Origin of the sequence: Dyella sp. (genome assembly GCF_035277725.1) — a bacterium.
In the GTDB taxonomy this organism is placed as follows: domain Bacteria; phylum Pseudomonadota; class Gammaproteobacteria; order Xanthomonadales; family Rhodanobacteraceae; genus Dyella_B.
Genome location: NZ_DATEJY010000013.1, coordinates 1 through 12,442 on the forward strand (window position 1 = coordinate 1; position 12,442 = coordinate 12,442).

9 protein-coding genes are annotated in these 12,442 nt (G+C 60.4%); 3 read left to right on the top strand and 6 right to left on the bottom strand.

The features are described from left to right. From VJR68_RS00680 to VJR68_RS00690, 3 genes are all read left to right on the top strand, one after another. Positions 1–611, top strand: a 611-nt coding sequence (locus tag VJR68_RS00680) for a pentapeptide repeat-containing protein (RefSeq protein WP_324145619.1), incomplete at its 5' end; no start/stop codon positions are given. Between the two features lie 144 nt (positions 612–755). After that, positions 756–1,112 (top strand): YciI family protein, encoded by a 357-nt coding sequence (locus VJR68_RS00685; protein WP_324145620.1) that lies wholly within the window; start codon positions 756–758, stop codon positions 1,110–1,112. Positions 1,113–1,133: 21 nt separating this feature from the next. After that, positions 1,134–1,868 (top strand): hypothetical protein, encoded by a 735-nt coding sequence (locus VJR68_RS00690; RefSeq protein ID WP_324145621.1) that lies wholly within the window; start codon positions 1,134–1,136, stop codon positions 1,866–1,868. 4 nt (positions 1,869–1,872) lie between these two features. Here VJR68_RS00690 and VJR68_RS00695 read toward each other — a convergent pair whose 3' ends face one another. From VJR68_RS00695 to VJR68_RS00720, 6 genes are all read right to left on the bottom strand, one after another. Continuing rightward, complete coding sequence (locus VJR68_RS00695; protein ID WP_324145622.1) at positions 1,873–2,931, bottom strand: DNA topoisomerase IB; 1,059 nt, start codon at positions 2,929–2,931, stop codon at positions 1,873–1,875. 225 nt (positions 2,932–3,156) lie between these two features. Further along, the gene (locus VJR68_RS00700; RefSeq protein WP_324145623.1) at positions 3,157–5,727 is read right to left on the bottom strand and encodes a TonB-dependent receptor; all 2,571 of its coding nucleotides are present in this window, start codon (positions 5,725–5,727) and stop codon (positions 3,157–3,159) included. A gap of 70 nt (positions 5,728–5,797) precedes the next feature. Further along, on the bottom strand, positions 5,798–8,887 hold the full coding sequence (locus VJR68_RS00705) for a pectinesterase family protein (RefSeq protein WP_324145624.1): 3,090 nt from the start codon (positions 8,885–8,887) through the stop codon (positions 5,798–5,800). Between the two features lie 202 nt (positions 8,888–9,089). Next, on the bottom strand, positions 9,090–10,253 hold the full coding sequence (locus VJR68_RS00710) for an ROK family transcriptional regulator (RefSeq protein WP_324145625.1): 1,164 nt from the start codon (positions 10,251–10,253) through the stop codon (positions 9,090–9,092). 172 nt (positions 10,254–10,425) lie between these two features. After that, positions 10,426–11,508 (bottom strand): ABC transporter ATP-binding protein, encoded by a 1,083-nt coding sequence (locus VJR68_RS00715; protein WP_324145626.1) that lies wholly within the window; start codon positions 11,506–11,508, stop codon positions 10,426–10,428. After that, a complete protein-coding gene (locus VJR68_RS00720; RefSeq protein ID WP_324145627.1) occupies positions 11,505–12,395 on the bottom strand; it encodes an ABC transporter permease subunit in 891 nt (296 codons plus the stop codon). Before VJR68_RS00720 ends, VJR68_RS00715 begins: the two co-directional genes overlap by 4 nt. Positions 12,396–12,442: the final 47 nt, after the last annotated feature.

The following is a 12,442-nucleotide window of genomic DNA, read 5'->3' on the forward strand; positions in this document are numbered from 1 at the left end:
AAAAAAACATGAACGAGCAAATCCTGAAACGCAACGAATTCTTCGAAGAAAACTTCGCAGACCTGGATCTGGCCGACACCCTGCTGGAAGCAAAATCTTTCGAAAGCTGCTCTTTCACCCAATGCTCGTTCAACGAAGCCACGCTAAAGCAATGCAAGTTCGTGGATTGCGAGTTTCGAGCTTGCGATGCGAGCAACGCCAAGCTTACCGGCACAAAATTCAGCGGCGTCGTGTTCGAGGAATGCAAGTTATTGGGCGTGGATTGGACCCGCGCCGACTGGCCGCGCTACGCCGCGCCAGGAAAATTGGCTTTCAGAAAGTCTCTTTTGGATTACTGCAATTTCTTCGGCGTCTCGCTTCCCGAATTGATCATGGAAGAGTGCCGCGTCGTCGGTGCGGACTTTCGAGAGGCCGACTTCACCAAGGCAAGTTTTATTTATTCCGTTTTTACGGAAACCATGTTCGGCAGGACCAAGCTGGCGAACGCGGATTTCAGCGAGGCCACGGGCTACGCATTGGATATCCGCGACAACCTCATCAAGGGCGCAAAATTCACTCGCTCGGAGGCCATCGGCTTGCTTTACGGCCTGGATATCGAGCTGGTCGACTGAACCTATCGGGCCAGTCGTGATAGGTCCTTTGGACAAAAGAACAAAAAATTTTCGGGCAGCCTGTCGAAATCCGCCTTCGCCGTTCGTCACCATAGTGAAGATCGGGCAGCCAGCCCGATGGATGCCCCCTATCAGGAGACGACCATGCCGCAGTACCTGATTTCCACCTATATTCCCGCGGACTTCGACCCGTCGCAGGTCACCGAAGAGACCATCGAAGCCATCCACGCGCTCAACCGGGAAATGATCGCCGCGGGTGTCAGGAAGTTTGCATGTGGCCTGAGCCCGAAGGCAGTGACCGTGACGTCGCAAGCCGGTGGCGAAGTCATCGTCACCGATGGGCCGTATATCGAGGCCAAAGAGTACGTCGGCGGTCTTTCGATACTGGAAACCGACAACCTGGAGGAGGTGTTGGCGTGGGTGCGCAAAGGCGCCAAAGCGCTGCCAGGAGTGGTCGAAGTGCGGGAGATTTTCTTCAATCCAGCCCCTGCAGAGGATTGAGCAGCCATGCACAACAACACGATGGGCGCGTTCCTGATGAAATGCTCCGTCCTGCTTATCGGGCTCGGGGTGATTCATCATGCGATGGCGCAAGACGCGGCAAACCCCTATCCCAAAATGGCTCCGGTCGATCAATACCTGATGCCGGATCGGAATGCGGAGATTGCGTTGGCACGCAGCGCGGCGCCCGCATCCATCTCGCGTGATGCGACGGTATTAGTGCTGGGGCGCAAGGGCTACGAAAAGGCGGTCGAAGGCAAGAACGGATTCGTATGCGTCGTGGGCAGAAGCTGGACGGGACCCTTCGACTGGCCCGAATTCTGGAACCCGAAAATACGCGCCGCCGATTGCCTGAATCCGCAAGCTGCGCGTTCGATCGTTCCGATCTTTTATCTTCGCGCCAAGCTGGCGATGGCGGGGCGTTCCAAGGCGGAGATGCTGGCGGCGGTCAAAGATGCCTATGCGCATAAACAATTGCCGGCGCTCGAAAACGGCGCGATGGATTACATGATGTCGAAATCGTCGTATCTCACCGAGGAAGGGATGCACAACATGCCGCATCTCATGTTCGACACCTTGGTCAAGGACGGCAAGGATTGGGGTTCCGGCGCAGAGGGCTCGCCGGTAATGTCCAGCCCGTATTGGTTCATCACGCCCCAGGCAGTCAGCCAGGCGAACGGATTGCCGCCGATTCTCGTGTTCCTGGTGGGCGCGCCGACCTGGTCCGACGGATCGCCGGTGGACATGCATCACTGATGCGTTACGCCCCTGCACGATGGCGCTTTTCGAGATAACGCACGAGAGCACGCTCCTGTCTATCACCACGCAAGCTTGCAAAGGCTTGCGCGGTGAGACGGCCATCGAACCAATCGGTGATTATCTGCGGGTCGATATAGGAAGAACGGCACACGGCGGGCGTATTGCCCATGGTGTCGGCAACCTCCTTGATCACACTGGTGACCACGCGCGTACGCGCACGCAGTCCACCTGTTTCCGGCAACGGACGTTTGGCCAGTAACTTCGCAGCTAGCAGCGTCGCGCCCCAGGTGCGAAAGGTCTTCGCCGTAAAGCATGCTTCATCGGTAGAGCCTGCAGCTTCCCGCAAGTATTGATTCACTTCCGTGGAATCCACCGGGCGGCGAACGCCATCGTCATCCAGGTACTGGAAAAGCTTTTGTCCCGGCAGCTTGTGGATGCTGCGGATGATCCTGGCAAGACGCTTGTCATCCAGTTCCACGTCGCGCTCGACACCGCTCTTGCCCTTGAACACAAAACGCAACCGGCCGCGCTCGTGCTTGAGATGCCGGGAACGCAAGGTCGTCAAGCCGTAGCTGCCGTTCTCGCGCACGTAGTTTTCGTTGCCTACGCGGATCAGGGTTTTGTCCAGCAGCGCGACGATCGTCGCCACCACCTTCGCCTGGCAAAGTCCCGGCAGCGCCAAGTCGTTGCGTACCTTGCGGCGAATGGACGGCAGCGCCAGGCCAAACGCGACCAGATTGGCAAATTTGCCCGCATCGCGAAATTGCCGCCAACCCGGGTGATAGCGGTATTGCTTGCGGCCGCGATCATCGCGTCCGGTGGCTTGCAGATGTCCGTGCGGATCCACGCAAATCCACACATCTTTATAAGCCGGCGGTATCGCCAAACTGCGAATGCGCTGCAGAATCCGCTGATCGGTCACCGCACGACCGGTGCGGTGGCGGTACGCAAAACCTTTGCCGCAGCGAACGCGCCGAATACCCGGTTCCCGGTCGCTGACGTACACCAGGCCTCGCGCACGAATGCGCTTTTTTAAAACGGTCGATGTCGATACAGCCATCGCATTGCCATCGATCTAGCCAAGCCGAACGTAAGACATTGATCAGCAGTCGGCGTTGACGGGATGTGATGAGCCGATAGTGGCAACGATCGGCTCAAATCCGGTGAACAAGATGTGCAGGCTTTTACAGCCTTGGCGTAAGCGACAGTTGCTTTTGCGACACGGGGAGCCGGGTGATTCGTTGGTGACAGGCCAGCCAATAAATCACCCGAGATTCCCGTAGCGTCAGAACTTGTACTTGGCCTGAAAATTCACCTCACGCCCTTCAATCGAACGCGCCAGGATCACGCCACCGGTAGTGGCAGCACCGAGGATGCGTGCGTTTCCTTCGGTCAAACCGATCTGGTTAGTGACGTTCGTGCCTTGCACGGTGAACGCCCACTCCTTGCCGACGTTGGCGGCCACGCCAAAGGCCAGGTCGTAGTAATGCCCAAGCGGTTGCAGTTCCTGTTGGTCGCTGTAGTGGCTACCGATGTATTCGTAGGTCACCCATGCGGTCAACGAACCCCAGCTGGTCGGGATTTCATAAGACGGCGTCAGGCGTGCCTGGAAGGTGGGCTGGCGGGCCAACTGGTAGCCATTGAACTGGTTCGACTTGCTGCACACCACCTGGGTCGTTTCACCCTGGTAGGTGTAGCAACCATTGCTGTGGGTGTACTGCGAATCCTGGTAATTGCCGGACAGGTTGATCGACAGGTGTTCGATCGGCTTGGTCGTGATGTTGAAGTTCACGCCCTTGGATTGCGAGCCGTACAGATAGGAAACCGTCTCCGTAGTATTGCCGACCGCCACGAGCAGGCTGGATGGTACGCCGCTGAAGAGACGCCGATAAGCCGAGATGTCGGCGTAGATCCAGTTCGCTTCGTATTTGAAGCCGATCTCCATGTTGTGCATCTTTTCGACCGGCGTGTTCGGTAGCGTGGCCAGGTCGGTGAACGACGGAAAATGCACGCCATCGCTCAACCGCGCATAAGCGCTCATGTGTGCATCGAAGGCGTAGTTGGCGCCGAGCGTCCACGATGGTGCGGTTTTGCCGTAGTGAATCGCGGTGCTGCCGGGAACCAGGTAGCGGGACTTGTTGTTGTACAGCGTCGAGGCGTTGGCATCCATGTCACCCGTCGCGACGTTGCCGAGCGAGGCGTGCAAATGCTGATACTCGTCGCGGATGCCCGCATCGAACAGCCAGTTGTCGATTTTCCAGCTGTCGCTCAGGAAAAACGCAGTGTTCAATCCCGTACCCTCGACATGCTGCGCGGTGGTCGGACCGGTGGTGAAGCCCTGCGGGCTCGCCACTTGCCACGTCTGCGTGCCGTTACTCAGCGAGACGGCGATCGGCGTTGGGTTGTTCTTCGCTTGCAGCAGAATGTCGCTGCCCTGGATGGCCAATTCATCCGAGTTATAGCCGACGGTGTAATTGCCAAGCGTCAAGGTGTTGCCTTCGAACAGCTCCTTGTTGACGTGAAACTCGTTGCTGACGGCATGGAACTTCTGCTGCACGTAGCGCAGCTCCTGCGTGACGACCTTCTGGCTCATCGACGCCTGGCCACCCGTGGTATAGGTCGCGTTGGCCGTCAATCCCGCCGGCAAATGGTTGGCGGATTCCGCGTTGGCGATAAACGTGGAAAGCGGCAGCGGGTTGGTGCCGGTGCTGTAGAACGCGACCATGCTTTCGGTGCCGCCGTTGACGCCCAGCTTGTCCGAGATCGTCCAGCCGTTGCCGAAATCCCAGTCGAAATTGGCGCCGGTCAGGTAAGCGTCCGGTCCACGGCCATGGGCCATGTTCACGGCGATGCCGCCCGATGTGCAGTCTTTGGTAAAACAAGGCGTGGTCTGCAGAAATTCATACTGATCGGCGCGACTGCCCATGGTGCCGGTCAACGGGCTGAAACCGGGATAGTTGGCGAACTGTCCGCGGCTGGGGTTGAGAATCGGCGTGTCCGTGACGAACTGGTTCTTGTCGTTGATATAGCGCGCGAAGAACATCAACGAGCCGCTGTCCCAATCTCGCGTCAACGTGGCGGTGACCTGGCCGCCGTCATCGGCGAGATATTCCGGATTGCGCACACCGGACGATTGACGATAGAAACCACCGATGCTGCCGTACCACTTGCTGTCCTTGCTGAGCGGAAAACCGACAAAGCCATCCAGCCGAACAAGGCCTTCCGAGCCGATGGTCATGCCGACATCGCCGGAGGTGACATCGGTACCTTGCTTGAGCATGAAGTTGCCGAACAGGCCGGGTTGCGCCGAGCCATACAGCACGGCCGGACCGCCTTGCACCAATTCCGCGCGCTCGATCGTGTCGTCCAGACGCAGCAGCGAAGCCTGTTCCAGATAGGCCAATCCCGACATCGGATAGAACGGCACGCCCTGCAAACCGAGCGTGACGTAGGGCGATTGGCCGCTGCCCGGAAAACCCGCCACTTCGATATTCGCGCCGGTCTGTCCGCCGGACGATTCGACGTGCACACCGGGCGATGCCTTGAGCAGGTCGTTCGCACTGGTGGTGTTGGCCTGCGTGATCCGGTCCGCGCTCAACGTGGTGATGGAGTAGCTGGCATCGAGTTTCCTGACGCCAGTGATGGAGGCATTGCCCGTGACGACGACTTGGTCAAGGCTCTTGGCAGCGGCGCCAGCATCCGATTGCGCGCGCGATGTCGCTTTGACGTGGTCTGTCGTCGGCGAGGTGGTGGGTGTCGAAACGTTGTCCTGCGCGAAAACCGGGCCAACGGTGGCAAGGATCGACGCAGCTAGCAAAGTGCGTGGAAGCAGTGACGGGGCAGTACGCCGTGTCATGGAAATTTCCCCAGAGTGAGTGTGCGAGGCGAACAAGGCCCCTCCCCGTGGGAGGAGGGGCCTTCGCTGATTACGGTTTGGTCGTAAAGGAGGTGATGACAGTTGGGCTGTAGTAGCCGTTGTAGGCCTTCAACGAGACCCAGTAGGTGGTATTGCGCTGCAGGTTGTTGAAGGTCCAGCTATTGGTGGTGAAGCCGTTGCTGGTACCTGCCAGAGCTTTGCCTGCGTACGCATCGGCCTGGCTGGCGTAGAGCGCGGTGTACACGCCGGCGTGTGCGACAGTGCCGCCGAATACCGGTTGGATACCTTGGTCGGCAATGGTGAAGGTGACGATTGCACTGGTGGAAGCAGTGCTCACTTGCACGTTGCTTGGCGCACTCGGATCGTGCGACACCGGCGTCACCGACGTGGACACCGACGGCGCGCTGGAGCCCTGTGCATTGAACTCACGCACGGTCACGGTTGCCGGTACGCCATTGGCGAGACCGGCGATGTAGCCGCTGGATGCGCTGGGCGGCAAGGAGACCGGGCCAAAGGTCTTGCCGTTCTGCGTGGCGCTGATCGTGTAACCCTGTTCCACCGGATTGGCCGGCTGCCCCGCCCAGGTCACCTGTACGTTGCCGTTGCCCGCTACCGTGGCAGTGATGACCGGTGCTGACGGTACGCCTGCGGCAGGCGTCGGCAATGGCAGGGTCTGGTTCGAGTTGTCGCCGGATACCACCACCGTGGTCGGCTGCCAGTTGTCGCTGCCTGCCAGATAAGTATTCGGCGCCAATGCATCGGCCTGCGCCGCAGTGAGCGACACATTGCTGCTCGGCGAGGTGCTTTCGCGCTGGCTCAGATCGAACGGTGCCCAGTTGCCGCTGGCGTTCGGATAATACGAGTCGTACTCGCGATAGGTGGAGGTGGGCAGGTTGTTGGTGCCGCCTTGCGAGAGCGGCAGCGGGATGAATTCGATCCAGCCTTGCGGCACCACCTCGGGCCCCATCTTGGTGTTGATGAAATACGTGGTGGCATACGCACCCCACGGGCGGCCCAGCCACACGTTGCTCATGTACGGGCTGTCGAACAGCAGCTGCGAATTGCTGATCACGAAGCCGCTGTCTTCGGTGGCGCTGGCGCGGTTTTGTGCGGTGATGGTGGCTTCCTGGGTGAGGTCGCCATGCACCTTGGTCTTGATGATGCAGTTATCGAACACCGCCTTGCCGTTGCCGAAGATGTAGTCCACGTAGCCTTCGACATAACTGTTGTTGAAGTACGCGCGCTTGTCGTTGCCCAGATAGAGCGAGTCCTGGCCGCCCAGCACGCGCACGGCGCGGAACACGGCGCGGTCGCCCACCGAGAACAACGCCACGGCCTGGTTGTTGTTCTGGAAGTTGGGTGCTTCGTAATCCGCGTTGTTCTGGATGGTGAGGTTGGCGGCGTAGAAATTGTCGCCGCTTACTTTCACCGTGTAGCTGCCGCCGGTGCCCAGTTGCTTGCCGGTGGCATCGGTCCTGGCGGCGTAGTCGTCGTTGATGATCAACACTTGCGAAGCATCCTTGCCGGTGCCGATCAGCTCGACATTGGCCTGCGTGATGTTGACCTTTTCATGGTAGGTGCCTGGACGAATCAGGATTTCCGCTCCCGTGGCAGGCACGGCGGCGAGTGCGGCGTTGATGGTCTTGTAGCTGCCGCTGCCGTCGGCAGCCACCACCAGCGCGGGGCCCGAGGAGTGAATCACGGCGTTGCAAAGCGGATTGGCCGCCGGGCACGTGTTGGTGCCGGGACGCTGGCCGCTGAATTGCATCAGGTACTGAATGGTTTGCGTCGGCAAGTCGGTGATGATGAAACCGAAGCGTGCCTCGTCGTGCCAGAACTGGCGGAAGGGGCGATGATCGGTGCAGCCTTCGCCATCACGCGAGAACTGCGTGGTGCTGGCCGAACCGCATTCATTGGGATTCATGGGCGGCGACAGCGGGCCGCAGATGCCACCTTCCCAATACGTGCCCATGGAGCCGGCGAGATTGGCATTGCTGGCGCTCGGCTGGGACACCGTGCAAAGCTGCTCGGGAATATAGGCGCCGATGTTTCGGCCGGCCTGCCACAGGCCGGTATACATATCGTCGTTGTCGTTCAAGCTGGCCTTGAATGCTTTAAGGCTGGCCTCCGGCGACAGCACGTTGTTGTTGCCATCGACCCAGTTGATCCAGGACGAGTAATCGTTCGTGGCGTAATTCGCATTGCCGGCGCTTTCCTTGTTGGCCACGCCGTTGGAGGTGTACACCGGCATGATGTACAGCTGGGCGAGTTCCGATTCGGTCAGCGATCCGCCGTAGGTGGTCTGATAGAAGTTGGCGGTGGCTTGATAGAAATCTTCCGGCCCGTTGAACAGAACCGTCTGGAATTTCAGCACGACGTGCCCGGCAACCCATTTGCCGTAGTTATCGCCGATGATCATTTTGTTGGCGAGCATGGCGGCGACGTCGCGAACGTTGTTGGTTTCTCTCAGATCCAGAAAAACCAGGCCCTGGTAACTGTCGTTGAACAGTTCCTGCATCGTGTCGTCGAGCGAGGCCGGATAGACATTGAAGCTGTTGCAGGAAGGGTAGTTGACCGTGTCGCCGTACCCATCATTGCCCGCGCAGATCGGCGTATTGCTGATGTCGCTCCAGGTGGGCGTTTTCACCGATGCAACGTTGCTTTCCCGTTTCCAACGGTAAATGTCGGCGTACTCCGGGCGATGGAGCATGCGCTTGAGCGTCTGGTCGTGCATCAGGTAAGGCACCAGGTCGCTGGTTTCGTAAACATCGAGCTCCACGCTCTCGACGCCCGCGTTCATGGTGTTGACGGTGGCTTCCTTGGTGTTTTCAGGATGCGATGAATCCACCACGCCACGGTGCGCGGCAATGATGATCGGCTGCGTGTCGTAGTCGGAAAGCTCCGCCGCACCGCCCTTCATGCGGAACTGCAACAGTTTGATCAAGGCGCCCGTCAGGTCGGGATCGGTCAGGTTGTAGTAGCCCGGCGAACTGACGATCGTTCCGGTGCCCGTCGTCGGATTGACGGTAACGGTGGATTGCGCCTGCGCGAGGGTGGACATCGCCAAGCCGGCTGCGACGGTTGCCAGGGCGTGGCCAATCAACTGCGTACTGCGTTTGCGTTTGAACGAGTGCTTCACGGTAACGGTTCCTTCTATTCGCGAGTGGTTCGTTGGGCTAGTGGGGAAGGGCATGGGTCAAGCGGGGCACGCAGACGCCCGCATCGGCGCAACGCGTCGACGTTCAAGCAACGATGGGATGTCCCTGTCTGGGTGTTGTCCGGTGACTTGGCCGCTTTCCTGAGTCACCGCCAACGCCGCGTGTGCTTAAGGTGCGGGCGGTTTATTCAAACAATCGCTCCTTCAGAGGCACCAGGGCGGCGCCGATCGCCGAGGCGTCGCCGTTGGTTTCGGCCAATACCAGCGCGGGCCGATCCGGACCCGTGCCGTAACGATGAATATCCAGAAAACGCACGCGATCGATCAGCATGCGGCCAAGCGCCAGCGGCAGTTGTCCGCCGAACACGATCGCTTCCGGATCGAACAGGCCGGCAAAGGCGTTGACGGTACGGTTCAACGCCGGCAGCGTGCGTTCAATCCATGGCGCGACACCCGGCCAGGTGGGATCGAAGCGCTGGCGCAGATCCTCCACCGAATCGACGTGGATGCCATGCGTGCGCAGTTCGTCCATCAGCGAGCACAGCGTCGGGCGATGCTTGGCTTCTTCCGGGGTGAACAAGGTGAGTTCACCGGCGTTGCCGTGCGTGCCAAACAAGGGCTTGCCCTGCAGCACGACACCCGCACCAAAACCATAGTTGAAGGCGAGGTACGCGAAGTTCTGCGCCCACAAGCCCGCGCCAAGCAGGCTTTCGCCGATCGCGGCGGTGGTGGCGTCGTTTTCCAGCCACACCGGCAACTGGAAGGTTTCTTCCAGCATCGGTACCAGATCGATCAGCGACCAATCCTGCAGCGGTTCGGGTGCGTTGACCTGGCTGCGGCCTGCGACGAAGAAGCCTGCAATGGCCACGCCGATACCAAGCAGGCGATCGTAGGTGACGCCGTTGCGAGCGAGAACGCGTTCAAGCGCATCCTTTATCGCGGTGAGCGAAGCCTTGCGATGCAAGGGCGCGGTGCGGATGTGCACTTCTTCCAGCACGTTGCAGCCGAGATCGGCCAGGCACAGCGTGATGGAATCGGTATTGATGGAGATGCCGGCGGTGTACACCGTTTCGCGCACCAGTTCGATGCGCGGACTGGGCTGTCCGCGTCCGTTGCGGATGACCTCGCCGGCACGCAACAAGTCGCGCTCGATGAGTTGCTCCACCAGCCGATGCACCGACTGCTGGGCAAGATCGGTTTCCGCCACGATGGCCGAGCGGGCGATCGAACCGTTGCGGCGCACGATGTTGAGGATCAAGCGCTCGCTGGCAGACAGCGCCAGGCTGCCGGCGCGTCTTGGCTGGGTGCGTTTCGGTGCTGCTTTGCTTGGTTTTTTCTTGGTGCTCATGAACCCGACGCGCTCCGTGACGATTGGCCCTGGCGATCGTCAATCATGCCGTATCGATGCAGCTTGGGTTTGCGCCACGATCTACGAGCTGGCCAGGAGGCCGTCATTCCCGCGAAAGCGGGAATGACGGTTGTGAGGGAACGCATGCTTACATGGGCACGTATAGATGTATTCACGCCTGTGCATCCTCAAACATGGAATCGATCCGTTCGCCACGGGCAGCGTCGAACCAGCAGATGGCTTGCAAAGGAAAGCCCAGGCATACCGCCTCCTTCGGCATCCACGCACGCCGCCCATGATCGATAGCCAGCACCCGTTGCTGCCCCATGCGCGTATACACCACCCGATGACTGCCAAGATCTTCCACCGCCTCCACCTCGGCAGCGATGCCATTCACCGCACCAAGCTCGATCGCTTCCGGGCGAATGCCCAGCTTGAGCGCAGTCGGCTGGTCTGCACGCGTAGTCGCGCGCAAGCTGCCGCTACCGTCGATCGCCACCTCTTCACCCACATGCACCGCCGTCAGCACGTTCATCGGCGGCGTGCCGATAAAGCCCGCCACGAACGTGCTGCGCGGCTGGTGATAAAGCGCCATCGGCGTATCGGCCTGTTCGACGCGGCCCTGGTTCAACAACACCACGCGATCGGCCAGCGTCATCGCTTCGACCTGATCATGCGTGACGAAAATGGTGGTGGCGCCGATCTCGCTGTGCAGCCGGCGCAGTTCCATGCGCATGTCATGGCGCAGCTTGGCGTCGAGGTTCGACAGCGGTTCGTCGAACAGCAGCACGCGCTGGCGGCGTGCAATGGCGCGGCCGATCGCCACGCGTTGGCGCTGGCCGCCGGACAGCTGCGCCGGCTTGCGCTCGAGCAAGTCGCGCAATCCCAATAGCTCCGCGGCTTCGCCGATGCGGCGGTCGCGTTCCGCGCGCGCGAGGCCAGCCAGTTTGAGCGCATAGCCGATGTTGTCGCGCACGCTCATGTGCGGATACAACGCGTAGTTCTGAAACACCATGGCGCAGCCGCGGTTTTGCGGCGGCGTGCGTGTCACGTCGGCGCCACCAATGCTTACCGTGCCTTGCTCGGCTTCTTCCAAGCCAGCGATCACACGCAGCAGTGTGGATTTGCCGCAACCGGATGGGCCCAGCACCACGGTGAACTCGCCGGCGGCAAAGTCGATGTCGAGCCGATCCATGACGGTGCGCTGGCCGAAGCGCTTGGACAAGCCGCGTACCTGTATCGCCGTGGCGCTCATTTGCCTACCCCTGTGATGCCGCGCACGAACCAGCGTTGCGTCAGACCGATCACCACCAGCGGTGGCGCCAACGCGATCAGCGCGGCTGCCATCACCAGATTCCATTCCGGCGGCTGGCCGGTTTCGGTGGGCAGGAAGGTGGAGATGCCGAGCGCGATGGTGCGCATCTCGGGTCGGCTGGTGGCGACGAGAGGCCACATATAGTCCTTCCAGGTCGTAAGAAAAACGATGGTGCCCAGTGCCGCGAAATTCGCTTTCGACAAAGGCAGCAAGATGTCGATGAAGAAACGCAGCGGGCCGGCGCCATCCATGCGTGCTGCCTCAGCGAGTTCCGCCGGCACGGTGAGATAGAACTGGCGGAACAAGAACGTGCCGGTGGCCGACGCCATCAACGGCAGCGACAGGCCGGCGTAGCTATCCAGCAGGTTGAGCGACACGTCCAACTGCAAGCCGGTGATAGCAAGCAGAAGCGTGTGCAGTGGTTCGAACAGATCGGAAGCTACCGCGTACGTCGGCACGATACGCACTTCCAGCGGCAGCAGCAGCGTGACGAAAGTGCCCCAGAACACCAGGTGGCGAATGCGCGAGCGGAAATACACCGCGGCGAACGCACTGGTGGAGGCCAGCGCCAGTTTGCCCGCCACCACGATCAGCGATACCACGCAGCTGTTGAGCAGCATGTGGCCGATATCCGCGCGATGCAGCACGCTGCCGAGGTTTTCCCAAAGATGCGGGCCAGGCAGCAGCGCCAAGCCGTGCAGCAGGATCTGCCGGCTCGTGACCGAGGCAGAGCACAAGGCGAGATAAATTGGTCCTAGTGCGAACACCAGGCCCAGCACCAGCATCACCAGCGTGGTTGTTTTCAGCAGCGGATGGCGTTCGACCATGCTAGAGCCTCGGTACGATCTCGGCGTAGCCCGCGTTGTCACGGAGC

Excerpts from the sequence above, each read along its gene's own strand:
- VJR68_RS00685 (WP_324145620.1), top strand. The coding sequence starts at position 756 with ATGCCGCAGTACCTGATTTCCACCTATATTCCCGCGGACTTCGACCCG.
- VJR68_RS00690 (WP_324145621.1), top strand. The coding sequence starts at position 1,134 with ATGGGCGCGTTCCTGATGAAATGCTCCGTCCTGCTTATCGGGCTCGGG.
- VJR68_RS00695 (WP_324145622.1), bottom strand. The coding sequence starts at position 2,931 with ATGGCTGTATCGACATCGACCGTTTTAAAAAAGCGCATTCGTGCGCGA.
- VJR68_RS00700 (WP_324145623.1), bottom strand. The coding sequence starts at position 5,727 with ATGACACGGCGTACTGCCCCGTCACTGCTTCCACGCACTTTGCTAGCT.
- VJR68_RS00710 (WP_324145625.1), bottom strand. The coding sequence starts at position 10,253 with ATGAGCACCAAGAAAAAACCAAGCAAAGCAGCACCGAAACGCACCCAG.
- VJR68_RS00715 (WP_324145626.1), bottom strand. The coding sequence starts at position 11,508 with ATGAGCGCCACGGCGATACAGGTACGCGGCTTGTCCAAGCGCTTCGGC.
- VJR68_RS00720 (WP_324145627.1), bottom strand. The coding sequence starts at position 12,395 with ATGGTCGAACGCCATCCGCTGCTGAAAACAACCACGCTGGTGATGCTG.